General features: G+C 67.1%; 24 protein-coding genes. 11 read left to right on the top strand and 13 right to left on the bottom strand.

Annotated features, from left to right (window positions below):
- Positions 1-14: 14 nt before the first annotated feature.
- Positions 15-2,855, bottom strand: a complete 2,841-nt coding sequence (locus V9K93_RS00615) for a bifunctional diguanylate cyclase/phosphodiesterase (protein WP_337301942.1) — start codon at positions 2,853-2,855, stop codon at positions 15-17.
- A gap of 247 nt (positions 2,856-3,102) precedes the next feature.
- Here V9K93_RS00615 and V9K93_RS00610 point away from each other — a divergent pair, with 247 nt between their 5' ends.
- The 5 genes from V9K93_RS00610 (at position 3,103) to V9K93_RS00590 (ending at position 7,265) form a co-directional block, all read left to right on the top strand.
- Positions 3,103-3,621, top strand: a complete 519-nt coding sequence (locus V9K93_RS00610; RefSeq protein WP_229298213.1) for an RNA polymerase sigma factor — start codon at positions 3,103-3,105, stop codon at positions 3,619-3,621.
- Positions 3,618-4,598 carry a hypothetical protein gene (locus V9K93_RS00605; RefSeq protein WP_337301941.1) on the top strand — a complete coding sequence of 327 codons (981 nt, stop codon included), beginning with the start codon at positions 3,618-3,620 and terminating at the stop codon, positions 4,596-4,598. Before V9K93_RS00610 ends, V9K93_RS00605 begins: the two co-directional genes overlap by 4 nt.
- A 40-nt stretch (positions 4,599-4,638) precedes the next feature.
- Positions 4,639-5,235 carry an IMPACT family protein gene (locus V9K93_RS00600; protein WP_046983661.1) on the top strand — a complete coding sequence of 199 codons (597 nt, stop codon included), beginning with the start codon at positions 4,639-4,641 and terminating at the stop codon, positions 5,233-5,235.
- Positions 5,228-7,000, top strand: a complete 1,773-nt coding sequence (locus tag V9K93_RS00595; RefSeq protein ID WP_337301940.1) for an ABC transporter transmembrane domain-containing protein — start codon at positions 5,228-5,230, stop codon at positions 6,998-7,000. Before V9K93_RS00600 ends, V9K93_RS00595 begins: the two co-directional genes overlap by 8 nt.
- Positions 7,001-7,070: 70 nt before the next feature.
- The gene (locus V9K93_RS00590; RefSeq protein ID WP_046983651.1) at positions 7,071-7,265 is read left to right on the top strand and encodes a hypothetical protein; all 195 of its coding nucleotides are present in this window, start codon (positions 7,071-7,073) and stop codon (positions 7,263-7,265) included.
- A gap of 265 nt (positions 7,266-7,530) precedes the next feature.
- On the opposite strand, the gene V9K93_RS00585 is transcribed toward V9K93_RS00590, so the two are convergent.
- From V9K93_RS00585 to V9K93_RS00575, 3 genes are all read right to left on the bottom strand, one after another.
- Complete coding sequence (locus V9K93_RS00585; protein ID WP_337301939.1) at positions 7,531-8,655, bottom strand: prephenate dehydrogenase; 1,125 nt, start codon at positions 8,653-8,655, stop codon at positions 7,531-7,533.
- Positions 8,652-9,560 (bottom strand): pyridoxal kinase, encoded by a 909-nt coding sequence (pdxY, locus tag V9K93_RS00580; RefSeq protein ID WP_337301938.1) that lies wholly within the window; start codon positions 9,558-9,560, stop codon positions 8,652-8,654. Before pdxY ends, V9K93_RS00585 begins: the two co-directional genes overlap by 4 nt.
- A 526-nt stretch (positions 9,561-10,086) precedes the next feature.
- On the bottom strand, positions 10,087-11,286 hold the full coding sequence (locus tag V9K93_RS00575; protein WP_136640021.1) for an MFS transporter: 1,200 nt from the start codon (positions 11,284-11,286) through the stop codon (positions 10,087-10,089).
- 72 nt (positions 11,287-11,358) lie between these two features.
- Here V9K93_RS00575 and V9K93_RS00570 point away from each other — a divergent pair, with 72 nt between their 5' ends.
- Positions 11,359-12,156, top strand: a complete 798-nt coding sequence (locus tag V9K93_RS00570) for an AraC family transcriptional regulator (RefSeq protein ID WP_295377871.1) — start codon at positions 11,359-11,361, stop codon at positions 12,154-12,156.
- A gap of 92 nt (positions 12,157-12,248) precedes the next feature.
- On the opposite strand, the gene dnaJ is transcribed toward V9K93_RS00570, so the two are convergent.
- From dnaJ to hrcA, 4 genes are all read right to left on the bottom strand, one after another.
- Positions 12,249-13,379 (bottom strand): molecular chaperone DnaJ, encoded by a 1,131-nt coding sequence (gene dnaJ, locus V9K93_RS00565; protein WP_004153270.1) that lies wholly within the window; start codon positions 13,377-13,379, stop codon positions 12,249-12,251.
- Between the two features lie 154 nt (positions 13,380-13,533).
- Positions 13,534-15,459 (bottom strand): molecular chaperone DnaK, encoded by a 1,926-nt coding sequence (gene dnaK / locus V9K93_RS00560; protein WP_012510757.1) that lies wholly within the window; start codon positions 15,457-15,459, stop codon positions 13,534-13,536.
- 181 nt (positions 15,460-15,640) lie between these two features.
- Positions 15,641-16,156 carry a nucleotide exchange factor GrpE gene (gene grpE / locus V9K93_RS00555; RefSeq protein WP_046983364.1) on the bottom strand — a complete coding sequence of 172 codons (516 nt, stop codon included), beginning with the start codon at positions 16,154-16,156 and terminating at the stop codon, positions 15,641-15,643.
- 63 nt (positions 16,157-16,219) lie between these two features.
- Positions 16,220-17,284 (bottom strand): heat-inducible transcriptional repressor HrcA, encoded by a 1,065-nt coding sequence (gene hrcA / locus V9K93_RS00550; protein ID WP_337301937.1) that lies wholly within the window; start codon positions 17,282-17,284, stop codon positions 16,220-16,222.
- A 114-nt stretch (positions 17,285-17,398) separates the two neighbouring features.
- On the opposite strand from hrcA, the gene recN reads away from it, so the two are divergent.
- Positions 17,399-19,060: a DNA repair protein RecN gene (gene recN / locus V9K93_RS00545; RefSeq protein ID WP_253078876.1), complete on the top strand. Its 1,662-nt coding sequence runs from the start codon at positions 17,399-17,401 to the stop codon at positions 19,058-19,060.
- A 124-nt stretch (positions 19,061-19,184) separates the two neighbouring features.
- On the opposite strand, the gene V9K93_RS00540 is transcribed toward recN, so the two are convergent.
- Positions 19,185-20,102 carry a LysR family transcriptional regulator gene (locus V9K93_RS00540; protein ID WP_337301936.1) on the bottom strand — a complete coding sequence of 306 codons (918 nt, stop codon included), beginning with the start codon at positions 20,100-20,102 and terminating at the stop codon, positions 19,185-19,187.
- Between the two features lie 97 nt (positions 20,103-20,199).
- On the opposite strand from V9K93_RS00540, the gene V9K93_RS00535 reads away from it, so the two are divergent.
- Positions 20,200-21,456, top strand: coding sequence for an SGNH/GDSL hydrolase family protein (locus tag V9K93_RS00535; RefSeq protein ID WP_337301935.1), 1,257 nt, complete (start codon positions 20,200-20,202; stop codon positions 21,454-21,456).
- A gap of 63 nt (positions 21,457-21,519) precedes the next feature.
- Here the strand turns inward: V9K93_RS00535 and fur are convergent, their stop codons facing one another.
- Positions 21,520-21,927 (bottom strand): ferric iron uptake transcriptional regulator, encoded by a 408-nt coding sequence (gene fur, locus V9K93_RS00530; protein ID WP_005409235.1) that lies wholly within the window; start codon positions 21,925-21,927, stop codon positions 21,520-21,522.
- Between the two features lie 103 nt (positions 21,928-22,030).
- On the opposite strand from fur, the gene V9K93_RS00525 reads away from it, so the two are divergent.
- On the top strand, positions 22,031-22,423 hold the full coding sequence (locus V9K93_RS00525; protein WP_012510752.1) for an outer membrane protein assembly factor BamE: 393 nt from the start codon (positions 22,031-22,033) through the stop codon (positions 22,421-22,423).
- 36 nt (positions 22,424-22,459) lie between these two features.
- On the opposite strand, the gene V9K93_RS00520 is transcribed toward V9K93_RS00525, so the two are convergent.
- Both V9K93_RS00520 and V9K93_RS00515 read right to left on the bottom strand, forming a co-directional pair.
- Positions 22,460-22,717: an RnfH family protein gene (locus V9K93_RS00520; protein WP_100468243.1), complete on the bottom strand. Its 258-nt coding sequence runs from the start codon at positions 22,715-22,717 to the stop codon at positions 22,460-22,462.
- A gap of 3 nt (positions 22,718-22,720) precedes the next feature.
- A complete protein-coding gene (locus V9K93_RS00515; RefSeq protein ID WP_012510750.1) occupies positions 22,721-23,146 on the bottom strand; it encodes a type II toxin-antitoxin system RatA family toxin in 426 nt (141 codons plus the stop codon).
- A gap of 57 nt (positions 23,147-23,203) precedes the next feature.
- Between V9K93_RS00515 and smpB the strand changes: the two genes are divergently transcribed.
- Together smpB and V9K93_RS00505 are read left to right on the top strand one after the other, a co-directional pair.
- Positions 23,204-23,707 (top strand): SsrA-binding protein SmpB, encoded by a 504-nt coding sequence (smpB, locus tag V9K93_RS00510; protein ID WP_040007975.1) that lies wholly within the window; start codon positions 23,204-23,206, stop codon positions 23,705-23,707.
- Positions 23,704-24,150, top strand: a complete 447-nt coding sequence (locus V9K93_RS00505; protein ID WP_337301934.1) for a GNAT family N-acetyltransferase — start codon at positions 23,704-23,706, stop codon at positions 24,148-24,150. The genes smpB and V9K93_RS00505 overlap by 4 nt, the downstream gene beginning before the upstream one ends.
- A 14-nt stretch (positions 24,151-24,164) precedes the next feature.
- On the opposite strand, the gene V9K93_RS00500 is transcribed toward V9K93_RS00505, so the two are convergent.
- Positions 24,165-24,737 (bottom strand): hypothetical protein, encoded by a 573-nt coding sequence (locus V9K93_RS00500; protein ID WP_337301933.1) that lies wholly within the window; start codon positions 24,735-24,737, stop codon positions 24,165-24,167.
- Positions 24,738-24,836 lie beyond the last annotated feature (99 nt).

The following is a 24,836-nucleotide window of genomic DNA, read 5'->3' as shown; positions in this document are numbered from 1 at the left end:
CCCTGCGCGGTGGTTCAGGCCGCCGCGCAGCCCCACGGTGCCGGCCGCCCCAGCAGGTAGCCCTGGCCATAGTCGCAGCCGAGTTCGCGCAGCGTCTGCTGCTGCGCCTCGGTTTCGATGCCCTCGCCGATGGTCTCGATGCCCAACGTGCGCGCCAGCGACAGCACGCCCTCGACCAGCGCGCGCGTGCTCTGCACTTCCGGTCCATGCAGACCGGCGATGAAGCTCTGGTCGATCTTCAGCGTGCTGATCGGGAAGCGGTGCAGGTAGGACAGCGCCGAGAAGCCGGTACCGAAATCATCCAGCTGCACCTGGATGCCGCGCTCGCGCAGGCCCTGCAGGATGCGCAGCGTGTGCGGGCCGTCATCCAGCAGTGCGACCTCGGTGATCTCCAGCCGCAGCCGCTGCGGATCGGCACCGTACGCATCCAGCAGGCCGAACAGCCGGCCGCTGAACTCAGCAGAGCGGAAATGACGCGGTGACACGTTCACCGACACATAGGTGTGCCCGCCTTCGGCCAGGCCGGCGATGACCTGTTCGTAGATCAGCCAGTCAACCTGTTCGATCAGCCCACTCTCCTCGCCCAGCTCCAGGAACGCCCCCGGCAGCAGCAGGCCACGGCGCTCGTGCTGCCAGCGCAGCAGCGCCTCGTGCCCGACCACCTCGCCATCGGAGAGGCGCACGATCGGCTGGTAGAACGGCACGAAATCGTGGTTGTTGATCGCGCGGCGCAGATCGGCTTCCAGGTCGAGGCTGCGCATGGCCTGCTCGCGCATGTCCTCGTCGAAGATCGCGCAGCGGTCATGGCCCTGCGCCTTGGCCCGGTACATCGCGGCGTCGGCATCGCGCAGCAGTTCTTCGCCGGTACGGTAGCGCGGGTTCCACAGGGCGATGCCCAGGCTGCCAGACGGGAACAGTTCGCGGCCGGCGATCCACATCGATTCCTGCAGCGCCAGCAGCAGTCGCTGACCAAAATCCAGTGCCTGCGCCAGGCCCTGCGGACACTGCAGCAGCACTGCGAATTCGTCACCGCCCAGCCGCGCCACCACATCGTCGGTGCTGGCCATCGACACGATGCGCTTGGCCACTTCCACCAGCATGCGATCGCCTGCGGCATGGCCGATGCTGTCGTTGACCAGCTTGAAGCGGTCCAGGTCAAGGAACAACACGGCGAACACCGGTCCACCCTCGCGACGGGCCAGCGACAACGCATCCTGCAGGCGGTCGAGCAGATGCAGGCGGTTGGGCAGGCCGGTCAGCGCATCGTGCATGGCCTGGTGGGTCAGCCGTTGTTCTGCGCGCAGCCGCTCGCCGATCTGGCCGAGCAGTTTCTCGTTGACTTCGGCCAACTCGCGGGTGCGCTCTTCCACCCGTTTTTCCAACTCGGCATGCGCCGAACGCAGCCGTTGCTGGTCGCGCTGGCGGGCCAGGCCGGTGCCGATGTTCTGCGCGACGAAGGTCAGCAGGCGCTGGTCGTGCACGCTGAAGGTGCTGTTCTGGCTGTAACTCTGCACCACGATCGCGCCGACCACTTCGTCGTCGCGCAGCAGCGGCACGCCCAGCCAGCAATGCGAGCGCGCACCGGATTCGCGCACCTCGCCGTTGGCCAGCAGCGCATCGATCTGCGCGCGCGAAGCCAGCAGCGGCCGCCGGTTGCGTACCACGTATTCGGTCAGGCCACGGCTGAACGGTCGCGGCGCACGGCTGGCATTGTGCTCGTCCACCGAATAGACGAAATCCAGTCCGTTGCCCGCCGCGTTGACCAGCGCGATGTAGAAATTGCGCGCGTCGAGCAGGCGCCCCACCACGCCGTGTACCCGCCCGTAGAACTGGGCCAGGCTGTCGGCCGACATCGCCATCTCGGCGATGTTGTACAACGCGGTCTGCAGCTGCTCGGCACGGCGTCGTTCGGCCACCTCGTCCTGCAGGCTGTGGTTGGCGCGCTGCAGCTGCTGGGTGCGCCGCTCGACCTGCTGTTCCAGCCGCACCTGGGCCTGGCGTCGGTCCATCGCGGTCTGCACATGCTGGGCGACAAAACCCAGCAGGGCACGCTCGGACTCACCATAGCGGGCCGCGTGTTCGTAGCTCTGCACCACGATGGCACCGCACACGCGGCCATCGCGCAGCATCGGTACGCCCAGCCAGTCCAGGCTTTCCGGGCCACGCTGCGGATCGTGCTCCTGCTCGACCACCCGCGCCAGCAGCTCGCGTGACGGGCCACTGAGCGGCCTGCCATGGCGCAGCAGCGCCACCGTCAGACTGCGCGGCATCTCGCTGGCGTCATGGCTCTGCGCCGGGTCGGCAACGAAGTCATCGACCTGGTCGGCGAAGTACAGGAACCGGATCTGGTCGCGCACATCGTCGTACTCGACGATGTAGCAGTTCTCGGCGTACATCAGCGTGCCCAGCACACCGTGCACGTGGCGCAGCATCTCGCCCATCTCCAGGTCGGCACCGGCCAGGTCGGCGATCTGGAACAGCGCCTGCTGCAGACGCTCGGCCTCCTCCAGCGCCTTGATCTGTCCCGCCTGGCGGCCGCGCTGCAGGGCCAGCTCCATCGCCTGCCGGGCCAGCCCCCACCACGCCGGCGAGGGGATCGCGCCCTCCACCGACAGCAGCAGGCGCGCACCGTCGTAGTCCCAGCCATGCTGGCCATCGCCGATGCCAGCAGGTACTGCAGGCCGGTCACCGCTGACGGGCGGCCAGCCGCCCTCGCCACGCCCCAGCTGCGGGTCTTCCCAGCCGACCCGGAGCACTGCCGTTTCCGGCAGCAGCGCATGCAGCGCGCGCACCAGCGCCGTGCTCAGCACGGCCTCGTGTAGTGGTTCTTCCGCCGGTTCAGCATGCGTGGACAAATGACAATCTCTTGGCGCCGTCTGTGCGTCGCCTCCCCTGAGCCGCCGAGCATAGCGCGCCACCCGGGGGGCAATGGAAGCCCGCAAACCCCGAATCGTGCGCCCGTACGTTTTTCCTGCCGACCGTAGCCCCTTCCGAGCCATGACCCTCGCCCTTCCCACCGCCGCCACCGGCTATGCGCCACCGTCTGCAGGCCTTACCCTGTACGCCGTGGAAGCCAGCGCACTGCCAACCGATGAAGCCTTGATGCTGGCCTGGGCCGGTGGCGACCTGCGCGCGTTCGAAAGCCTGTATGCACGCCACCGCAAGCGCCTGTTCGGCTTCCTGCTGCGGCAACTGCGGGACAACGCGCTGGCCGAGGAGATCTTCCAGGATGTGTGGCAGCGGGTGATCAGCGCCCGCGCCGGCTGGCAGCCCGAAGCGGCGTTCAGCACCTGGCTGTTCCGCATCGCCCACAACCGCTTGAACGACCACTGGCGCGCTGCCCGCCACCGCCCCGCCGCGCCGGCCGATGCCGACCTGCGCCTGGCGGCGATCGAGGACGGGCAGACCCCGGAAGCCGAGCTTTCCGAATTCGAACAGCGTCGCCGCATCCAGCTGGCGATGGAGCAACTGCCGCCCGAGCAGCGTGAAGTGCTGCAGTTGCGGCTGGATCAGGAACTGAGCCTGGAGGAGATTGGCCAGATCACCGGCGTGGGCCGGGAAACCGTGAAATCGCGGCTGCGCTATGCGATGGACAAGCTGCGTGCGGGATTGAACGCATGAACCGAAACGACCCCCTGACGCCGGAAGAACGCGAGCTGGCCCAGCTGCTTGGCCGTCGCGCCGAGCAGGCACCGCCGGCCGCGCTGGACGCCGCCATCCTGGCCGCGGCACGTGCCGCCGTGGATGCGCCGTCCGCCGATGCCACCACCTCACCGGACGCGCCCCGCGTGCGGCGCACCCGCCCGCGCTGGCCGGCTGTGTTCGGCATCGCGGCCTCGATGGTGTTCGCGATCGGTATCGCCTGGCAGCTGCGCCCGGAACCGCCGCCGGTTCCCGCCGGCGAAGCCCAGATGGCGGCAGCGCCTGCAGCTGCCGATGTCGCCGCCACTGAGCAGACGATTGAAAGCAGCGCCGCAGACAGCACGGCTGCCGCTGCAGAACCGGCTGTTGCCCCGGCAACACCGGAAGCTGTTGCCGCCCCGGCAGAAGCCATTGCACGCGAGCGCAAGCCAGCACCAGTAGAAGCCACCGATGCACCGGCACCGGCCGCGCGATCGATGGCGGCAGAACCCGCTGCCGACAGCGCCTTCGCTGCACTGCCGCCGCCCCCGGCTGCGGCGCCACCGGCGCCCCCTGCCCCCACTGCCTACTCGGCACCCGCGCCGCTGATGGCGCCGGCTGTCGCCAGTGGTTCGCTGAAGGCACGCTCGGCAGGCACGCCAGAGCCCAACAGCGTCCAGGCCGAACAGGCCCCGGCATTGGACCGGGTAGAGATCACCTCGATGAAGCGCGAAGCCCCCAGCCGTTCCGCACCGGGGGTCATGCGCCGCGGCAGCGATGCTGGCCTGAGTGCGGACACGGTGCAGGCCGCCGTGGCCGCTGACGCCCGGCTGCCACGGCGGCAGTGGCTGCAGAAAATTCGAGAACGTCGCGACGATGGCCAGCGCGACCTCGCCCGCGCCAGCCTGGAGCGCTACATCCAGCAGTATCCGGAATCGCGCCTGCCGCGCGACCTGCGTCCGCTGCTGGACGACTGAGCCGGACCGGGTACTGCAGCAACCCCGTAGAATGGTGGGGATGCCCGATACCCTCGCCCAGCCAGTCAACCACACGCTGGAAGTCAAGCACAGCCGTTTCATCGCCCACGCCGCGCCAATCGACGGTGCGGTGGCGGCGATGGCCTTCCTGCAGCAGGTTGCGGTGACTGACGCCACGCACAACTGCTGGGCCTACCGGCACGGCCAGGACTATCGATCCAGCGATGATGGCGAGCCGGCCGGCACCGCCGGCCGGCCGATCCTGGCCGCCATTGATGGCCAGGGCTTCGACCGGGTGATGGTGGTGGTGACGCGCTGGTTCGGCGGCATCAAGCTGGGCGCCGGCGGTCTGGTGCGTGCCTATGGCGGGGCCGCGGCCGAATGCCTGCGTACCGCGCCGAGACTGCCGCTGGTGGCCATGTCCCGGCTGCGGCTGCTGGCCGGGTTCGAGGATCTGGGCACCCTGCACGCCACCCTGCCCGTCTTCGCCGCAGAGAAGCGCGATGAACAGTTCGATGCCGACGGCGTGTGCCTGCGGGTCGAATTGCCTGCCGATCAGGTCGACGCATTGAAAATCCGCCTGCGCGACGCCACCCGTGACCGTATCCGCATACAAGACGACGACCAGGATGACTGACAAGGACGACGCCCCCGCTTCGACCCCGCCGCTGCGCCGCCTCGGCAGCCTGCGCACGCTGTGGCCGTTCGTGCGCCGCCACAGTGGCCTGTTCACAGCCTGGCTGATGGCCTTGGCGGTGTCATCGGCGGCAACGCTGAGCCTGCCACCGGCAGTGAAGCAGATGATTGACCATGGCTTCACCAGTGGCGGCCAGATCAACCGCGCGTTCGCCCTGCTGATGCTGGTGGCGGTAGTCATGGCACTGGGCACGGCGGCGCGCTTCTACTTCGTATCGCTGCTTGGCGAAAAGGTGGTAGCCGACCTGCGCAGCCAGCTGTACGCCCACCTGATCCACCTGGGCGCGGGCTTCCACGACCGCAGCCGCAGCGGTGAACTGGTATCGCGCCTGACGGCAGACACCGAACTGCTGCGTAGCGTGGTCGGCTCGACCATGTCGGTGGCCCTGCGCAGCACGGTCACCGTGATCGGCAGCCTGGCGATGCTGTTCGTCACCAGCCCGCGGTTGGCCGCGTGGTCGCTGCTGGGTATCCCGTTGGCGGTGCTGCCGATCATCATCGGCGCGCGCAAGCTGCGCACGGTCGCACGCAACAGCCAGGACCGCATCGCCGATGCCAACAGCCTGGCCAGCGAAACTCTGGGAGCGGTGCGCACGGTGCAGGCACATGCACGCGAACCGTACGAACGCGGACGCTTCGACAAGGCACTCGTTGATGCCATCGGTGCCGCGCGCCGCCGCATCGGCGCACAGTCGCTGGTCACCGCCAGCGCCATTCTGCTGGTGTTCGGCGCCATCGTCGGCGTGTTGTGGCTGGGCGCGCACGACGTCATCGACGGCCGCCTCAGCGCCGGTACGCTGGGCCAGTTCGTGCTGTATGCACTGATCGGTGGTGGCTCGGTGGGCGCGCTGGCCGAAGTATGGAACGAGCTGCAGCGCGCGGCCGGCGGCATGGGCCGCATCGGCGAACTGCTGCAGGAAGACATCGAGATCCGCGCACCGGCACAGCCGCACGCATTGCCACAGCCATTGCGCGGCGAGATCCAGTTCAACGACGTGGTGTTCCACTACCCTCAGCGCCCTGACCAGGCCGCGCTGGATCACTTCAACCTGCATGTGCGCCCGGGCGAGACCGTGGCGCTGGTGGGGCCATCCGGCGCCGGCAAGAGTACGGTGCTGTCGATGCTGCTGCGCTTCCACGATCCGGCTGCTGGCCACATCTGCGTGGACGGCATCGATGTACGCGAGGTCGATCCGGCCGAACTGCGCGACCAGCTTGCGCTGGTGCCGCAGCAGCCCACCCTGTTCGCGGCCAGCGCACGCGACAACATCCGCTACGGCCGCCTGCAGGCCAGCGACGCCGAGGTCGAAGATGCTGCGCGCGCAGCCGAGGCCGACGGCTTCCTGCGTGCGTTGCCGCAGGGCTACGACAGCGAACTGGGTGAGCGTGGCGCGCGCCTGTCCGGCGGCCAGCAGCAGCGTGTGGCGATCGCCCGTGCGCTGCTGAAGGACGCACCGATCCTGCTGCTGGATGAAGCGACCAGCGCGCTGGATGCGCAGAGCGAGCATGGCGTGCAGCAGGCGCTGGAGCGATTGATGGCCGGCCGTACCACGCTGGTCATCGCCCACCGCCTGGCCACCGTGCTCAAGGCAGACCGCATCGTGGTGATGGACCAGGGCCGCATCGTGGCCGAGGGTACGCACGCGCAGTTGCTGGCCGAAGGCGGTCTGTACGCTGAACTGGCAAGGCTGCAGTTCATCGATTGATGACAGCCGGCTAACACCCGGCGCGCCAAGCTGGCCACGCGTCAGCAACACCTGCTGAAGGAGGTGCACGATGTCGTTCCGACAGTTCCCCGCCGTCGACAGCAATGGCGACAGCCACATCATCATCGAGTTCAAGCCCGAGGCCAATGGCAGCGGGCACAACTCCGAGTCCACGCCGCGCTACGAGCTGGATGATGGACGCCAGCTGGTCCGCAATGGCCGTGAGTTCACCACCAGTGGCGGTGAAGTGCGGCTGACGATCTGAGGTTTGCCGGGCATGGCCCGGCGCTACCGGATCTCGTATCGCCCCGCCCTGATAGGTGTCGACCTTGCTCGTATCGCCACGCCCTGGTAGGTGTCGACCTTGGTCGACACGCTTTTTGCCAAGGGTAGTTGAGCATGGCCCGACGCCATAAAAAGCGTGGTGAATTTTTGACCAACCATCTTGACAGCCTTTCCTGGCAAGGGCTGCAGGCGGTTATCCACACCTTTGCTCAGAAATCATCCACACCGCCTGTGGATGAATATACTCAGCCCAGCACCCGTCCGATGCCGCTGGCGTCCACCTCGGCCGCCGCCAGTGCGATGGCGGCCGGATCACTTCCCGCCACGAAACCGATACGGAAGTGCACTTCGCCGCTTGGAGTGCGCGAGGAATGGATCGAGGCCAGGCTGATGCGATGCTGCTCGAACACGTTCAGCAGCTCACGCAACGAACCTGGACGATCTTCCGGCAGGTGTACCGACAACGCGTTGCGCTCGGTCAGGTCGGCCAGCAGGTACCCCACCCGTTCAAAGGTGTAGTTGCCAGCGGCCAGCGCCTGCTCACCGAAGGCATTGTGGTTGGCCGACAGCGACTGCTCGCGGAACGCAGCACGCGCAGTGTCGTCGCCCTGCCCGACCTGTACCTGCAGGGCCTGCAACTGGCCCACCAGGCGCTCCAGCATCGGCGCCACGTAGGGATTGCCGAACTGGATGTCCTCGTAGATCGCCGGGTTCAGCGAGAGGATGCGCGAGATGATCGCCGTATCCAGCTCGAACGACGCGGAGCGGTACGGCATCATCGCAGCAAGATCTCCCAACTGCGGCTGGTACTGGCGCAGCACGCCGGCCTGGGCCAGATGGGTGGCATGCACCATCGCCTGCACCAGCGCCATCATCTGGTCGTGATGCTGCGGCGTGGCGCGCACGCACTCGGCCTGCAGCGCCGCGCACAACGCGTCGACCCACGGCTGCCAGTGCTGCAGCCGTGCTTCGCAGACCACCATCACCCGGCCCTTCAGCGTCGGCGCCTTGGGCGGAGCAGTCATCGGGTGCAGCCCGACCACTTCGGCCTGCGAGGCCAGCATCGCCTGTACCGGTGCCTCCTTTACCGAAGTCACATCCAGCCACAGGCGGTCCCGCTCGCGACCGGCCGATTGCCGCACGTATTCGGCGATCAGCGCCGGCGTGTGCCGGATCGGTGCCGAGAACACCAGCACATCGGCCTGCGCCAACAGCTGCTCCGGCGTATGCGAGGTTGCATCGGCCGGGTCGTGGCCGATCACCTGCAACTGCATGTGCTGCTGGAAGAAGCGGGTCAACCAGCGCCCATAGGCGCCGGCGCTACCGATGATGCCGACCGTGCGCGGCGTGCGTTCCTGCAGGCCGCTCATGCCACGCGTTCGGCGCGGAAGCGCATGCCTTCGGCCAGCGCGGCAGGCGCCGCGGCGATCACGTCGAATTCCTCGAAGCCGTTGTCCAGGGTCGCTTCCAATGCCGCATGAGTACCGGCGATGGCGCGCGAGATCGCCTGCTGCATTGACTCACCGCGCAGCAGGAACGACACCACCAGCGACATCAGCACGTCGCCGGTACCGGCCACGTCCACCGGCAGCAGCGGCGAGGTCCAGCGCCAGGTTTCCTCGCGGCCGACCGCCAAAGTCACCAACTCACCCGGGTTGCCACCCACGCTGTGCGCGATCACCCAGTGCGGACCGCGGTCCAGCAACGTGCGCGCGGCAGCGATGGCGTCAACCTCGGCCAGCGCAGGCATGCCGGTCAGGCGATTCAGTTCGAAGGCATTGGGCGTCACCAGCCAGGCATGCGGCAGCAAGCGTTCGGCGAAGATCGCCTCCAGGCCCGGTTCCACGTAGGGCCCGGTATGGGTATCGCCGATCACCGGGTCCAGGCAGTAGCGCAGTTGCGGGCAGGCCGGCAGGATTTCATCCAGCCAATCGGCAAACGCGGCGCCATTGGCCGTGCTGCCGAAGTAGCCGGATACCAGCATCTTCGCCCGCTGCGGCAGGCCGCGTTCGCGGGTGCCGAGCAGCAGATCGGCGAACCAGTCGGCGGGTAGCACGCGGCCGCGGGTGGTGTCGTAGAACGGCGCATTGCTGAGCAGCACGGTCGGGATCTCCGCCACGCGCACGCCCAGTGCACGCATCGGCGGCAGCGCGGCGCTGTTGCCGGCGTGGCCGTAGACAAGTTGCGACTGGACCGAGATGACATCGATCGGCGAGGGCCCGTCCGGCCGCTGGCGGCGGCCGTGGACCAGGTGGTTATCAAGGGATTCGCTCATGCCCGCATTCTACGCCCAAGGGGGTTTTCGGCAGGGCTTGCAGCCCTGCACCTGCCGAAGCAACGGCAAAGGCAACGGCAAAAGCTCGCATCCCCTGGGATGGCGGGGCGATGTCGGAGTGCGGGGACGCCGTGAACCCATCCATGGGGGCTTGGCAGCCGCATCCATGCGGCTGACACCCCGCACTCCGACACCGCCCCACCTCTGACAGATTCCGTGTGCTGTTGGTAGGTGTCGACCTTGGTCGACACATCTGTGAGACATCGAATGAATTCATCCGTGTCGACCAAGGTCGACACCTACCAGAGCAAAACGCCGCTCTGACAGATCGCGGAAAACTGTCGAAGGCGGGGTGGGTCCGGTTGAGGGGTGTGAGCGGCATGGATGCCGCGACCAAGCCTACATGGACGTATTTACGGCGTCCCCCTCAACCGGACCCACCCCGCCAACCCTCAGGAAACCAGATTCGGCTGTTGCTTCGGCTTTAAGCAGGTGCAGGGCTGCAAGCCCTGCAAACTCAAACCCCTCAGTGAACAACAGGCCGCGAAGGTGGCAGCCACGCCGCGACAATGCCGAGCAGCGGCAGGAACGCAGTCAGCTGGTAGACATACTCAATGCTGGTCTTGTCCGCCAGCAGGCCCAGCACGGCCGCCCCCAGCCCGCCCATGCCGAACGCGAAGCCGAAGAACAGCCCCGACACCATGCCGATACGGTGCGGCATCATCTCCTGCGCATACACCACGATGGCCGAGAACGCCGAGGACAGCACAAAGCCGATCAGCACCGCCAGCACCGTGGTCCACAGCAGGTCGGCATGCGGCAGCATCAACGCGAACGGCGCCACGCCGAGGATCGAGGTCCAGATGATCGGCTTGCGGCCGATGCGGTCACCCAGCGGTCCACCGAGGAATCCGCCGGCGGCGGAGGCCACCAGGAAGGCGAACAGGTGCAGCTGCGCCTGCGCCACCGGAATGCCGAAGTGGTGGATCAGGTAGAAGGTGAAGTAACTGCCGATGCTGGCCATGTAGAAGTACTTGCTGAAGATCAGCACGAGCAGGATCACCAGCACCCTGGCCACGGTGCGTGGCGGATGGCGCGGGGCCATCGACGCGGTGCTGGCCGGACGCGGTGTACCCAGGTGCAGCGCGTACCAGCGACCGACATAGGTCAGCAATGCAATGCCGATCAGGGCGGCGCCGGCAAACCACGATGCGGCATGCTGGCCATGCGGCACGATTACCGCGGCGGCAATCAACGGGCCCAGCGCGGTACCGAAGTTGCCGCCGACCTGGAACACCGACTGCGCGAAACCATGGCGACCGCCCGAGGCCAGCCGCGCGATGCGCGAGGCTTCCGGGTGGAAGATGGCCGAACCAATGCCGACCATCGCCGCCGCCAGCAGCACCATCGTGTAGTTCGGCGCGAAGCCGAGCAGCAGCATGCCGCACAGGGTCGAGGCCATGCCGATCGGCAGCGAATACGGCGCCGGACGGCGATCGGTGGCGATGCCGATCAGCGGCTGGAAGATCGAGGCGGTGAGCTGGTAGGTCAGCGTGATCAGGCCGATCTGGGTGAAGCTGAGATTGAAGCCGCCCTTGATCACCGGATAGATGGCCAGGATCAGCGACTGCATCATGTCGTTGACGACATGCGAGGTAGAAATGGCGGCCAACACGCCGGGAGCCACCGGGCGTGAGGTCGTTTTGGGGGAAGCCAGGGTCGACATGGACACAGTCAGGTTGGGGGCGAGCCACGCATGCTACGGTTGCACCTTCCTCCCTTCTGCCGCGTTCTGGTCATGGCCTATCGCAAAAAGGACATCCCCTGCCCGGTCCGCGAAACCGCTCCCTGGCGGGAGGTGCCGATACAACGACCGGTGACCTGCCGTGCCCGCCATTACCAGGCCGGCACGCATATCTCGCCGCACAAGCACCGCCGCCACCAGTTGGTCTACGCGCAGTCCGGGTTGATGGTGGTGCGCTCGGAAGTCGGCCGCTGGGTAGTGCCTTCCACCCGTGCGATCTGGGTGCCTGCCGGCATTGCCCATGCGGTGGACTGCATTGCCGAGGTACACATGCGCAGCCTGTATGTGGAGCCGGAGTTCGCGCCACACCTGCCTGCCGAAGCTTTCGCGATACAGGTGGCCCCCCTGCTGCGTGAACTGCTGCTGGCTGCCAGCCTGATCGAGGGCGCGCACGAGGACGACAGCCGCGATGGCCGTGTGGTGCGCCTGCTGCTGGACGAACTGCGGCGGATGGATGCGCTGCCGCTGCACCTGCCGGAACCGTCCGATCCCCGCCTGCTGAAGATCTGCCTGCACATCCAGAAGCATCCTGCGGATGACGCAACGTTGCAGGACTGGGCGCAGGCACTGGCGGTGGACGTGAAAACCATCCAGCGTCATTTCGCCAGCGAACTGGGCATGACCTTTGGCCAGTGGCGGCAGCAGGCGCGGCTGCTGGCAGCAATGGAACGGCTGGCGCTCGGCGAAAAGGTCATCGATGTCGCACTGGCGATGGGCTATGACAGCCCGAGTGCATTCACCAGCATGTTCAAGCGCCAGCTCGGGCAGACTCCGGCGGCGTTTTTCCGGTAGCGCCGGGCCATGCCCGGCGGCGGCAGTGCGGCACCACAAACGAAAACGCCGGGCACGGCCCGGCGCTACCGTTCAACGTTTCCGTTGAAGAATCAGGACGTCATCCGGTCCCAGAAGCCCTTCACGCCATCGATGAAGGTCGCCGACTTCGGCGAGTGCTTGCGCGCATCCTCACCGTTGAAGGTCGCCTCAAACTGCTCCAGCAGCTTGCGCTGATCGTTGGTGAGGTTGACCGGGGTCTCCACCACCACACGGCAGTACAGGTCGCCTTCGCTGCGGCTGCGCACCGAACGCACGCCCTTGCCGCGCAGGCGGAACAGCTTGCCGGTCTGGGTCTCGGCCGGGATGCGGATTTCCGCTTCACCGCCGAGGGTGGCCACGCGCACGGTGTCGCCCAGCGCGGCCTGCGAGATGCGGATCGGCACTTCGCAATGCAGGTCGTCGCCATCGCGCTGGAAGATCGCGTGCTCGCGTACCCGCACTTCCACGTACAGATCGCCTGGCGGCGTACCGGCCGGACCGGCCTCGCCTTCGCCCGACAGGCGGATGCGGTCGCCGGTATCCACGCCCGCCGGCACCTTCACCGACAGCACCTTGTCTTCCTCGACACGGCCGTTGCCGTGGCAGGTCTTGCAGGGCTTGGCGATGATCTGGCCGCGGCCGCCGCAGTTGTGGCAGGCCTGCTGCATGGCGAAGATGCCGCGCTGGATGCGCACCTGGCCGCGACCATGGCAGACGTTGCAGGTCTCGACCTTGCCGTCTTCGGAGCCGCTGCCATCGCAGTCGCCACATTCGGCCAGGGTTGGAATTTCGATGCGGCGCTCGACGCCACGCACCGCTTCTTCCAGGTCCAGCTCCATCACGTAACCGATATCGGCACCACGGCGGGCCTGGCGCGGGCCACCGCCGCCTGCACCACCAAAGATGTTGCCGAAGATGTCGCCGAAAATATCGTTCATGTCCGGGCCGCCCGGACCGCCGCCACCGCCCATGCCGTGCTCAAACGCGGCGTGGCCGTGGCTGTCGTACATGCGGCGCTTGTTGCCGTCGGACAGCACTTCGTAGGCTTCCTTGCACTCCTTGAAGGAGGCTTCGGCCGCCGCATCACCCGGGTTGCGGTCCGGGTGGAACTTCATCGCACAACGGCGGTAGGCCTTCTTCAGCTCTTCGTCGTTGGCAGTGCGGGCAACGCCCAGCACTTCGTAGTAATCGCGCTTGCTCATATCGTGGATCGCATTCCGGAAAGTCGGGATTCGTCAAAGCGGAAGAGCGGAACCAGGTCCGCTCTTGCGTCGGGCGCCCCGACACGCCAGAGGGCGGTCAGGACCCTGGTACGACAACGGGACGCTGGCAGGCAGCGTCCCGCGTCGGTCCGGATCAGGACTTCTTGTCGTCCTTGACTTCGGTGAACTCGGCATCCACCACGTCATCCTGCGCCTTGCCCGCATTGCCGGCGTCGGCGCCCGGGGCGGCACCGCCCTGCTCGGCCGAAGCAGCGGCGAACAGCGACTGGCCAGCTTCCTCCAGCACCTTCGACTTGGCTTCGATCTGCGCCTTGTCGTCACCCTTCATCGCGGTTTCCAGGTCGGCCAGGGCCGCTTCCACCTTGCCGATGACATCGCCGCCAACCTTGCTGCCGTGCTCGGTGATGGCGCTGCGGGTGCCGTGGATCAGGGCGTCGGCCTGGTTGCGGGCCTGCACCAGTTCCTGGAACTTCTTGTCTTCTTCGCGGTTGGCTTCCGCGTCGGCGACCATGCGCGCGATCTCTTCCTCGGACAGGCCCGAACCGGCCTTGATCTCGACCTTCTGTTCCTTGTTGGTCTTCTTGTCCTTGGCCGACACGTGCAGGATGCCGTTGGCGTCGATGTCGAAGGACACTTCCACCTGCGGCAGGCCACGCGGGGCCGGCTCGATGCCGGACAGGTCGAACTTGGCCAGCGACTTGTTGAAGCGGGCCTGTTCGCGCTCACCCTGCAGCACGTGCACGGTCACCGCCGACTGGTTGTCCTCGGCGGTGGAGAACACCTGCGAGGCCTTGGTCGGGATGGTGGTGTTCTTTTCGATGATCTTGGTGAACACACCGCCCATGGTTTCGATACCCAGCGACAGCGGGGTCACGTCCAGCAGCAGCACGTCCTTGACGTCGCCGCCCAGCACGCCGCCCTGGATCGCAGCACCCAGTGCCACGGCTTCGTCCGGGTTGACGTCCTTGCGCGGTTCCTTGCCGAAGAACTCGGTCACCGCCTGCTGCACCTTCGGCATGCGGGTCTGGCCGCCGACCAGGATCACCTCGCTGATGTCGCTCGAACGCAGGCCGGCATCGTTCAGGGCGACGCGGCACGGCTCGATCGACTTCCTGATCAGCTCTTCCACCAGCGACTCCAGCTTGGCGCGGGTCAGCTTGATGTTCAGGTGCTTCGGACCCGACGCGTCGGCGGTGACGTACGGCAGGTTCACTTCGGTCTGCTGGGCGCTGGACAGCTCGATCTTGGCGCGCTCGGCAGCATCCTTCAGGCGCTGCAGGGCCAGCGGATCCTTGCGCAGGTCGATGCCCTGGTCCTTGTTGAACTCTTCAACCAGGTACTCGATGACGCGGTTGTCGAAATCTTCGCCACCCAGGAAGGTGTCGCCGTTGGTGGCCAGCACTTCGAACTGCTTCTCGCCGTCGACATTGGCGATCTCGATCACCGAAACGTCGAAGGTGCCGCCGCCCAGGTCGTACACAACGATCTTGCGATCCTTGTTGTCGCCCTTGTCCAGGCCATAGGCCAGCGCGGCCGCAGTCGGCTCGTTGATGATGCGCTTGACGTCCAGGCCGGCGATGCGGCCAGCGTCCTTGGTTGCCTGGCGCTGGCTGTCGTTGAAGTAGGCCGGCACGGTGATGACCGCTTCGGTGACCTTCTCACCGAGGAAGTCCTCGGCGGTCTTCTTCATCTTCTCCAGCACCTTGGCCGAGATTTCCTGCGGTGCCATCTTCTTGGCATCGCTGGTGGCCACCCAGGCATCGCCATTGTCATGGGCCAGGATGCTGTACGGGACGTGCGCGATGTCCTTCTGCACTTCGGCGTCGGTGAACTTGCGGCCGATCAGGCGCTTCACCGCGTAGAAGGTGTTCTTGGGGTTGGTGACGGCCTGGCGCTTGGCCGAGGCACCCACCAGGACTTCGCCGTCCTTGGTGTAGGCGACGATCGACGGAGTGGTGCGATCGCCTTCCGAATTCTCGATGACGCGGGCCTTGCCGCCGTCCATGATCGCCACGCACGAGTTGGTGGTGCCGAGGTCGATACCAATGATCTTGCCCATGGGGGAGACTCCTGAAGAATGCTGTTTAGGTCAGTCCGGCCGTTCGGCCGGTGGATGAATACGAAGTGGGGGAGGCCCGTGGAACATTCAAGCCATCCTCCGAACGCTGTGTTTCCGGTTGTCCGGCGCGTTCAGCGTCGGGTCGGGCGCGGGTCGTGCCCGCCTCCCGGCCCCGCGGGGGTCAGTCGGCCGCCACCACCACCAGCGCCGGCCGCAGCAGGCGCTCGTTGAGCAGGTAGCCCTTCTGGAACACGGTCACCACGCTGCCCGGGGCGGCACCCGGAGTCGGCACCTGGCTGATGGCCTGGTGATGCTCCGGATTGAACGGCTGGCCGGTCGGGTCCAGCAGGACCAGGCCGTTGTCGCCGGCGACCTTCAGCAGCTGCCGGTAGGTCAGCTCCAGGCCTTCACGCAGCGGATGGGCATCATCGCCGGCGGCCTTCAGGCCGGCATCCAGGCTGTCGAACACCGGCAGCAGCTCGCCCAGCAGCTTCTCGTTGGCGAACTTGCGGGCCTGCTCGATGTCGCGGGCAACGCGCTTGCGCTGGTTCTCGAGGTCGGCGCGTTCGCGCAGTACATCGGCCTTGACCTGCTCAAGCTCGGCGCGCAGGCGCTCCACTTCGTCGTTCACGCCGGCGGCGGCGGCCGCATCGGCGGCACTCTGCTGGGATTCGATATCTGGATGTTCGTGGTTCATGTCTGGGTCCCTGGCGGTCAATCTCCGCCTCCACCCACCCTAGTGTGGGCGGGATGCTGCGTTTCAAGCGTCGGATGTTCCGGGAGTACGCCCGGCCGGTGAAAAGGCCGCGCCGAGCACATCGGCGGTGGCCTGGACCAGCGGGATCATGCGGTCGTAGGCCATCCGCTTGGGCCCGATCACGCCCAGCACGCCCAGCACCTGGCCATTGGCGGTGTACGGGGCGGTGACCAGCGAGACGCCCTGCAGCGGCATCATCCCTGTCTCCTCACCGATGAAGATGCGCACGCCCGGGGCCTGGATGGTGCGCTCCAGCAGCTGCAGGATCTCGCGTTTGCTGGAAAACAGCTCGAACAGCTCACGCAGTCGCTCCAGGTCGGACAGGTCCTGTACTCCCATCAGCCGGGTCTGGCCGGCCACCAGCATGTCGTCGGCCGGCGGCTGCAGCGCCTGCTCAGCCAGCTCGATGCTGTGCGCCAGCAGCTGCTCCAGCTCCGAGCGGGCGTCGCGCAGCTCCAGCAGCAGGCGGGTACGGATCTCGGCCATCGGCAGGCCGGCGAAATGGGCATTGAGGTAGTTGGCGACCTGCTCCAGCTGGCCTGGCACGAAGTCCTGACGGGTCTCGATGACGCGGTTCTGCACCTCGTTGTCGGCGAACACCAGGATCGCCAGCACCCGGCGTCCATCCAGCGCCACGAAATCGATCTGGCGGAAGGCGAACTGCTCGCGTCGTGGCGCGCTGACCACGCCGACGAAGTGGCTCATCGCCGACAGCAGTTCCGAGGCGCTGCCGAGCAGGGCCTGGGTGCTGCCGCCGCCCGCCAGTTCCTGACGCAGGCGGGCCAGCTCGCCCTCGCCCGGCGGCTGCATCTGCAGCAGGCTGTCGACGAACACCCGGTAGCCATGCGCGGTCGGGACGCGCCCGGCCGAGGTATGCGGCGACGCCAGCAGCCCCAGGTCTTCGAGGTCGCCAAGGATGTTGCGGATGGTGGCCGGGCTGACCTCCAGGCCGGCCACGCGCGCCAGCGTCTGCGAGCCGACCGGCTCGCCGTCCTGGATGTAACGCGCGATCAGCGTGCGCAGCAGATGGCGCGCACGCGGGGCAAGCTGGTCGGGAGAACCGTGCATGGAATCAACCTGTGAGACACGGACACTAGATAATGGCGGCGCATCACCTTGGCAAGTCATTGGACCTCCCTCGCCCACGTGCTAGCGTTGCGCGGCTGCTGATACCCCTTACCCATGCTCAGACATCTTTCGATCAAGGATTTTGCCGTTGTCCGCGCCACCGAACTGGAGTTCGGGCCCGGCATGACGGTCGTTTCAGGCGAGACCGGCGCCGGCAAGTCGCTGATGGTCGACGCCCTGGGCTTCCTGTCCGGCCTCCGCGCCGACAGTGGCGTGGTCCGCCACGGTGCCGCGCGCGCCGAGCTTTCCGCCGAATTCGCGCTGGACCAGCTGCAGGCCGCACGCCAGTGGCTGGCCGACAACGAGCTGGACGATGAGGAACAGTGCCAGCTGCGGCGGGTGATCCGCGCCGATGGCGGTTCACGTTCGTGGATCAACGGCCGCCCGGTGACGCTGGCACAGCTGGCGGACCTGGCCGGATTGCTGGTCGAAATCCATGGCCAGCATGAGCAGCAGGCCCTGCTGACGCGTCCGTCGCAGCTGGCCCTGCTCGACGCCTATGCCCGCAACGAGGACGAGCGCCGCCAGGTGCGCCGTGCCGCCGCCGCCTGGCAGACGCTGGTCGACGAATCGCTTGCCCTGTCGCAACAGGGCGACGTCAGTGACCGGATCGGCTTCCTCGAACACCAGCTGCGCGAGCTCGACCGCGAGGACCTGGAGCCGGAGTCGATCGCCGCACTCGGCGCCAGCCACCGCCGCCAGGCCCATGCCAGCGCCCTGTTGAGCGCCTGCCAGGCGGCCAGCAACCAGCTCAACGGCGACGACGGCAGTTCCGCACTGGACCTGCTGCAACAGGTCCGCCATGAGCTGTCGAGGCTGATCGAGCACGACCCGCGCCTGGGCGAGGTGGACGGCCTGATCGAGAACGCCTCGATCCAGCTGCACGAAGCCCTGTCGCTGCTGGACCGGGTGCACGATGACCTCGACGCCGACCCCGAGCAGTTCGAGGAGAACGAGCGTCGCCTCGGCCGCCTGCACGACCTGGCCCGAAAGCACCGCGTGCCGATGGACGAGCTCGGCGCGCAGCGCGAGCGCATGCATGCCGAAGTGGAACAGCTGCGTGGCGCCGACGAGCGCCTGCAGCGCCTGGCCGGCGAGATCGACAAGGCCGCCGCCGCCTGGCGCGTACAGGCCGACGTACTGTCCGCCAGCCGCCGCAGCGCTGCTGCCGAACTGTCGGCCACCACCACCGGCATTATTGCCGAGCTGGGCATGGGCGGCGGCCAGTTCCTGATCGAGCTGGAGCCGCAGGACGCCGGCAAGCCCGATCCGCAGGGTGCCGAACGCGTGGAATTCCTGGTCGCGGCCAACGCCGGCCAACCGCCGCGCGCGCTGCGCAAGGTGGCCTCCGGCGGTGAACTGTCGCGCATCTCGCTGGCCATCGAAGTGGCCGCGCTGGACCTGGATGCGGTGCCGACCATGGTGTTCGACGAAGTCGACTCCGGCATCGGCGGCGCGGTGGCTGACATCGTCGGGCAGAAGCTGCGTGCGCTTGGCGAGAAGCGCCAGGTTCTGTGCGTGACCCACCTGCCGCAGGTCGCCTCGAAGGGCCATGCGCACTACCGGGTCAGCAAGGCGCCGGTGGAAGGCATGACCCAGAGCGCAGTGGAAAAGCTGGACAGCAAGGCGCGCGAAGAAGAACTGGCACGCATGCTCGGCGGCGTGGAAGTGAGCAAGGAAGCGCGCGCCGCCGCACGCAAGCTGCTGCAGGTCTGAGGCCCGCTTTTGTAGCGTCGGGCCATGCTCGACTTCCGCACGGTAGTGCCGGCCGCTGGCCGGCACCCCGACGCGGTTGGGCGAAGATCGTGAGGTTGCCGGCCAACGGCCGGCACTACCAGGCTCACCCCAACGGCCGCGCCAGATCCACCGTTTCCACCAGGAAATCGAGGAACGCGCGTACGCGTAGCGGCAGGTAACCGCCCTGCCCCAGGAACACTGCGTGCACCTCTTCGAGGTCACCGGGATTGGCCGCTTCCAGCACCGGCAACAGGCGTCCGGCAGCGATGTCCTCCTGCACCTGATAGGTCGCCAGTCGCGCCATGCCCAAGCCCCCCAGCACCAGCTGACGCAGTGCATTGCCGTTGCTGGCGCGGGCATTGCCGCTGGGCAGCAGCATCCGCTCGCGCCCTTCCTGCAGCAATGGCCAGCCCTGCATCGCACGCGCATGGCCGATGTCCAGACGGTTGTGCGACAGCAGCTCTTCAGCGTTGCGCGGCAGGCCGTGCCGCTGCGCATAGGCCGGTGCGGCCACGATCATCATCCGCGTTGCGCCCAGCCGTCGCGCGACCAGGCTGGAACTCTTCAGTGGGCCGGCGCGCACGGCCACGTCGGTGCGCTGCTCGAGCAGGTCGATCACCTCGTCATTCAAGGTCAGGTCCACCCCGACCTGCGGGTTGCGCTCGAGGAACGCCGGCAGCAGCGGCAACAGGAAATGCTGGCCGAACGGCACGTTGGAATTGACCCGCAGCCGTCCGCGCGGCTCGGCATGCGCGCTGGCGCAACGCTCGGCCTCCTCCAGGTCGGCGAGCACGCGCAGGCCACGCTCATAGAACGCGCAGCCCTCCGGGGTCAGCTGCAGCTGGCGGGTGGAACGCTGCAGCAGGCGCGTGCCCAGCCGCTGCTCCAGCCGTGCCACCAGCTTGCTGACTGCCGACGGCGTCATGTCCAGCGTACGGGCGGCGGCGGAAAAGCCACCGGTCTCGATCACCCGCACGAACACTCCCAGTTCGCCGGATCGGTTGATGTCGGGTCGTGCCATGGCTATGAATACAGTTCACAGATGATTATCCATGCGCAGTCTAGTTCACAGATCACTGCGGAATCACCATGGCGCTCCCTCCTCCCGGGATTGCCCGATGAACCGCTTCAGCCAGCTCACCGCCGCCGCGTTGATCACCCTGTCCGGCGCTGCCAGCGCCGCCCCTGCCCCGCACTGGGTCGCCAGCTGGCAGGCCAGCCCGCAGCGGGTGTGGGGCGCGGATTTCCTGTTTCCCACCCTTATTCCGGCCGAGCTGCATGACCAGACCTTCCGCCAGACCGCGCGTATCAGCCTGGGCGGCCCTCGGCTGCGGGTGCGACTGAGCAATGCCTACGGCACCCAGCCGCTGCGGATCGGAGCGGCGAGTGTGGCGGCACAGGCAGGCGCAACGCCGCAGCCACTCCGTTTCGACGGCCAGCCCGGCGTGCTGATCGCCCCCGGCCAGGAACGGCTGAGCGATCCTCTGCCACTGGCCACCAAACACCGCCAGGCCCTGCAGGTCAGCGCCTACGTGCCCAGACCAATCCCGTTGCAGACCTTCCATTGGGACGGCCGCCAGACCAGCTGGATCGCCGAAGGCGACCAGAGCCGAACCCTCGACCTGCAGCGGGCCAGCCCCAGCACTGCCCGGTTGTTCCTGACCGGCATCGAGGTCGAGGCGGCGGCCAGCGCGCGCAGCGTGGTGGTGATCGGCGATTCAATCACCGACGGCGCTACCGCCAGCCTCGACCAGGACCAGCGCTGGACCGACCATCTGGCGGCGCGCCTGGCACCGCAAGGCGTGGCCGTGGTCAACGCCGGCATCTCCGGTGGCCGGTTGCTGCGCGACGGGATGGGGGACGCCGCCCTCAGTCGCTTCCAGCGTGACGCGCTGGACCAAGCGGGCGTGGCCAGCGTGATCGTGCTGATCGGCATCAACGACATCAGCTGGCCCGGTACCGCCTTCGCCCGGAACCAGGTGCGGCCAACGCTGGCCGAACTGCAGGCTGGCTATCGCGCCTTGGCCGACCAGGCCCGTGGCCGGGGCCTGCGCATTCTGGTTGCCACCCTGACGCCGTTCGCCGGCGCCCTGCCCGGCACGCCGCTGGACGACTACTACCAGCCGGAAAAAGAAGCGCTGCGCCAGCAGCTCAATGCCTGGCTGCGTACCGGGAGCCCGTTCGATGCGGTGATCGATCTGGATGCCGCCCTGCGCGACCCGGCGGATCCGTCACGGATGGCTGCCGCCTATGACTCCGGCGACCACCTGCACCCGGGCGATGCGGGCAACCAGGCGATGGCCGAGGCGGTGGATCTGGACGCCGTGCTGGGCAGGCCGGGGTCGGATCCCCTTCCCGCAGGGAAAGGGCACTGACCCCATCAACGAAAAACCCCGGGCAGGCCCGGGGTCTTGTCGCATCCAGCTGGCCGGAACGGCTTACTTGCGCTTCTTGCGCACGTACAGCACCAGCGAGTGCTCTTCCAGCTCGTAGCCGTGGTCGGCTGCGATCTTGCGCTGCAGCTCCTCGATCTCGTGGCTTTCGAACTCGATGATCTTGCCGCTGTCCACGTCGACCATATGGTCATGGTGGCCACCACGGTCCAGCTCGTAGACGGCCTGGCCGCCTTCGAAATTGTGCTTGAGCACGAGGCCGGCGGCCTCGAACTGGGTCAGCACCCGGTACACCGTGGCAAGGCCGATCTCGTCGCCGTGCTCGAGGAGCTGGCGGTAGATATCTTCGGCGGTCATGTGGTGCTGGGCGTTGCGCTGCTCGAGCAGCGCCAGGATCCGCATCCGCGGATGGGTCACCTTCAGGCCGACTTTACGCAGGTCGTGGGTTTCCATAGGTCTCCGTTCATTGGCGATTTAGCGCCAGCTGCCTCGGATTGGGTCGCGGTGGCACGCCGGGAGTGTATCATCGGTTTGATTTCCCCAACCGCCAGTCCCGATGCGCAATCTCCTGTTGGTCGCCGCCGTCGCCCTGTCCACCACCGGGTGCGGCATCATCTACAAGCAACCCATCTATCAGGGCAACCTGATCCGGGAAGATGCCGTGGCCAAGCTGCAGGTCGGGCAAAGCAAGCAGCAGGTCACCGCGCTGCTGGGCACCCCGTCCATTCCCGACCCGTTCCATGCGCAGCGCTGGGACTACACCGCCAGCCAGCGCGTGAACCGCCTCGGCCGTACCGAGGTGAAGAACTTCACCGTGTTCTTCGAGAACGACAACGTGACCCGTTGGGAAGGCGAGTATTTCCCGGGCAACGACAAGGCCCTGGCCCAGCAGACCGTCCGCCAGTTCGGCCGCAACCTGCCGAAGGACAAGAAGAAGAAGGGCCGCTGAGGCCCCCTGCCCGTCCACGCGGACGGGTTGCGGGAATCAACCGCCGAGCGCGCGACGCCGGCGGTTGTCCTTGGGGTCGGCCAGCAGCGGGCGTAGCAGCTCGATGCGGTCGCCATCCAGCAGTACCTGCTGCGGGCGCGCCAGTACGCCGTGCACGGCCACGGCCGGGCATCCAGCACTGCCTTCCAACGCGGCAGCGACAATGGCTTCAGCCACGGTGGCGCCCTCTTCCAGCTGCAGCCGGCGCGAGAGCACCTGTCGCGGCCAGGCCAGCACCACCTCGACCTCGATCATCGTTCAGGCCTCGTCGGCGACGCGGACGAAGTCGTTGACCATGCGGTCGGCCAGCCCCTGGAAGCCGATCGCCAATGCCGGGCCAAGCAGCCGCGAGCTGGGCTCGAACTCCAGGGTCAGGGTCACCTTGCAGGCATCCTCGGCCAGCACATGGAATTCCCAGCGGCCGTGCAGTTGCTTGAACGGACCGTCACGCAGCTGCATGTCGATGCTGTGCGGGCGCTGCAGGGTGTTTTCGGTCTGGAACCAGGTACTGAACGAGCCCAGGCCCAGGTCCAGGCGCGCGACAAGGCGGTCCTCGCCCTGCTCCAGGATCTGGGCAGCCGAGCACCAGCGGAAGCGGCGCGGATAAGCCTGGACATCGTTGACCAGGTCGAACATGCGTGCGGCCGAATGTTCGACCAGGGCGCTGCGGCGGATAGTTGGCATGAATACAGGACGTTTCGGCAATCGACCGGGCGGGCCCGAATCGGAGACAATACGGAAATGAGCAAGAACAGCGGCAAGGATAAAGCAAAGAGCGCGACGGCCAACAAAACCATCGCGTTGAACAAGCGTGCCCGTCACGAGTACCACATCGAAGATCGCTTCGAGGCCGGCCTGGCCCTGCAGGGCTGGGAAGTGAAGTCGATCCGTGCTGGCCGCGGCAACATCGTCGACGCCTACGCCTACGTCAAGGATGGTGAGATCTTCCTGATCGGCGCGCAGATCACCCCGTTGATCCAGGCCTCGACCCATGTGGTGGCCAATGACCGGCGCGAGCGCAAGCTGCTGCTGCACCGGAGCGAGATCGACAAGCTGGTGGGCAAGGTCGAGCGTGATGGCTACACGATCGTGCCAACGGCGATGTACTGGAGCAAGAACAAGATCAAGCTGGAAGTGGCGCTGGCCAAGGGCAAGCAGACCCACGACAAGCGCGATGCTGCCAAGGATCGTGACTGGGCGATCGAGAAGCAGCGCGTGATGCGTCGCGGTAACCGCGACGCATGATCACTCCCATCGGCGCCATGGTGACTGCCAGCGCCGATGAAATGCGCACGTTGTGCGCGCGCCTGCTGGCCTTCAACCAGGCCCACGGCGGCGATTCATTCGATGAGACTCCAGTCCGCTTGGCCTGGCATGACGAGCACGGCGCGCTGCGCGGTGGTGTGCTGGCCGACGTCTGTGCCGGCTGGCTGCAGGTACATGTGCTGTGGGTAGACCCGGAACTGCGCGGGCAAGGCATCGGCCAGCGGCTGCTGGCGGAAGCAGAAGCCGTTGCGCGCCGCCATGGCGCCCGCAGCGTGATGCTGGATACCTTCGACTGGCAGGCCGAAGCCTTCTACCTGCGGCAGGGCTACACCGTGTATGGGCGACTGCCCGACTGCCCACCCGGTCATGAGCGGATCTACCTGCGCAAACCATTGTCGGGTTCCTGGCCGCAGCGGCTGTAGAAGCCGCCGGTCGGTCAACCCGCCAGCATGCCCTGCCTGCGCATCCGCGGCGCCAGCGCTGCGTGCATCACCGCCAGGTGCATCACAACGGCCAGTTCCGGCGCGTAGCGGTCATCGCCCGCCCGCCACTTCCGGGCCAATTCAGCCGCATCAGCCGGCAACAGCGCCAGTAGTTGGGCGTCATCCAGCGAATCAGCCGCGCCCTGCAGCTGCCGGGCCATCTGGCGCGACTGCCAGACATGCACACCGATGCTGAGGCTGGCCAGCGACATCAGGACCATGGCCAGCCCGTGCTCAAACCACTGCGACAGCACCTCCGGCCCCCACAGCAGGGCAGCCAGCACCGCCAGCGCCGGCAGGCGCCAGCCCAGCCAATGGAACCGGCCCCGCTGCGACCAATGCACCACCACCGCGCTGGCCACCAACGCGGCAGCGGCCGTAGCCGGCAACTCAGTCAGCCAGGTGGCCGCCAGCAGCACCGCCAGCACCGCCCACACCCAGCCCGGCGGCAACGCGCGCCGCTGGTAGTCGGCCCCGACCGGCCCGACCAGCTGTCGCAGGCTGCGTTGTTGGCTTGCATCGGTCACCCACCGTCTCCGTGTCTGTCCTGGCTTGGATGGTCGTTGCCAGTGTGTCGCAAATTCGTGCCCACGAAGTTAGCAATCCGCTATGACATGCGCTCTACA

Origin of the sequence: Stenotrophomonas sp. CCNWLW162 (assembly GCF_037203745.1) — a bacterium.
GTDB classification, from domain to species: domain Bacteria; phylum Pseudomonadota; class Gammaproteobacteria; order Xanthomonadales; family Xanthomonadaceae; genus Stenotrophomonas; species Stenotrophomonas maltophilia_AQ.
This window is presented reverse-complemented; position numbering and strand designations above follow the sequence as displayed.

Excerpts from the sequence above, each read along its gene's own strand:
- V9K93_RS00525 (WP_012510752.1), top strand. The coding sequence starts at position 22,031 with ATGCGCAATCTCCTGTTGGTCGCCGCCGTCGCCCTGTCCACCACCGGG.
- V9K93_RS00575 (WP_136640021.1), bottom strand. The coding sequence starts at position 11,286 with ATGTCGACCCTGGCTTCCCCCAAAACGACCTCACGCCCGGTGGCTCCC.
- V9K93_RS00505 (WP_337301934.1), top strand. The coding sequence starts at position 23,704 with ATGATCACTCCCATCGGCGCCATGGTGACTGCCAGCGCCGATGAAATG.
- V9K93_RS00585 (WP_337301939.1), bottom strand. The coding sequence starts at position 8,655 with ATGAGCGGCCTGCAGGAACGCACGCCGCGCACGGTCGGCATCATCGGT.
- smpB (WP_040007975.1), top strand. The coding sequence starts at position 23,204 with ATGAGCAAGAACAGCGGCAAGGATAAAGCAAAGAGCGCGACGGCCAAC.
- V9K93_RS00600 (WP_046983661.1), top strand. The coding sequence starts at position 4,639 with ATGCCCGATACCCTCGCCCAGCCAGTCAACCACACGCTGGAAGTCAAG.
- hrcA (WP_337301937.1), bottom strand. The coding sequence starts at position 17,284 with ATGCACGGTTCTCCCGACCAGCTTGCCCCGCGTGCGCGCCATCTGCTG.
- V9K93_RS00595 (WP_337301940.1), top strand. The coding sequence starts at position 5,228 with ATGACTGACAAGGACGACGCCCCCGCTTCGACCCCGCCGCTGCGCCGC.
- V9K93_RS00515 (WP_012510750.1), bottom strand. The coding sequence starts at position 23,146 with ATGCCAACTATCCGCCGCAGCGCCCTGGTCGAACATTCGGCCGCACGC.
- fur (WP_005409235.1), bottom strand. The coding sequence starts at position 21,927 with ATGGAAACCCACGACCTGCGTAAAGTCGGCCTGAAGGTGACCCATCCG.
- dnaJ (WP_004153270.1), bottom strand. The coding sequence starts at position 13,379 with ATGAGCAAGCGCGATTACTACGAAGTGCTGGGCGTTGCCCGCACTGCC.
- V9K93_RS00605 (WP_337301941.1), top strand. The coding sequence starts at position 3,618 with ATGAACCGAAACGACCCCCTGACGCCGGAAGAACGCGAGCTGGCCCAG.
- pdxY (WP_337301938.1), bottom strand. The coding sequence starts at position 9,560 with ATGAGCGAATCCCTTGATAACCACCTGGTCCACGGCCGCCGCCAGCGG.
- dnaK (WP_012510757.1), bottom strand. The coding sequence starts at position 15,459 with ATGGGCAAGATCATTGGTATCGACCTCGGCACCACCAACTCGTGCGTG.
- V9K93_RS00520 (WP_100468243.1), bottom strand. The coding sequence starts at position 22,717 with ATGATCGAGGTCGAGGTGGTGCTGGCCTGGCCGCGACAGGTGCTCTCG.
- grpE (WP_046983364.1), bottom strand. The coding sequence starts at position 16,156 with ATGAACCACGAACATCCAGATATCGAATCCCAGCAGAGTGCCGCCGAT.
- V9K93_RS00590 (WP_046983651.1), top strand. The coding sequence starts at position 7,071 with ATGTCGTTCCGACAGTTCCCCGCCGTCGACAGCAATGGCGACAGCCAC.
- V9K93_RS00535 (WP_337301935.1), top strand. The coding sequence starts at position 20,200 with ATGAACCGCTTCAGCCAGCTCACCGCCGCCGCGTTGATCACCCTGTCC.
- V9K93_RS00570 (WP_295377871.1), top strand. The coding sequence starts at position 11,359 with ATGGCCTATCGCAAAAAGGACATCCCCTGCCCGGTCCGCGAAACCGCT.
- recN (WP_253078876.1), top strand. The coding sequence starts at position 17,399 with ATGCTCAGACATCTTTCGATCAAGGATTTTGCCGTTGTCCGCGCCACC.
- V9K93_RS00540 (WP_337301936.1), bottom strand. The coding sequence starts at position 20,102 with ATGGCACGACCCGACATCAACCGATCCGGCGAACTGGGAGTGTTCGTG.
- V9K93_RS00610 (WP_229298213.1), top strand. The coding sequence starts at position 3,103 with ATGCTGGCCTGGGCCGGTGGCGACCTGCGCGCGTTCGAAAGCCTGTAT.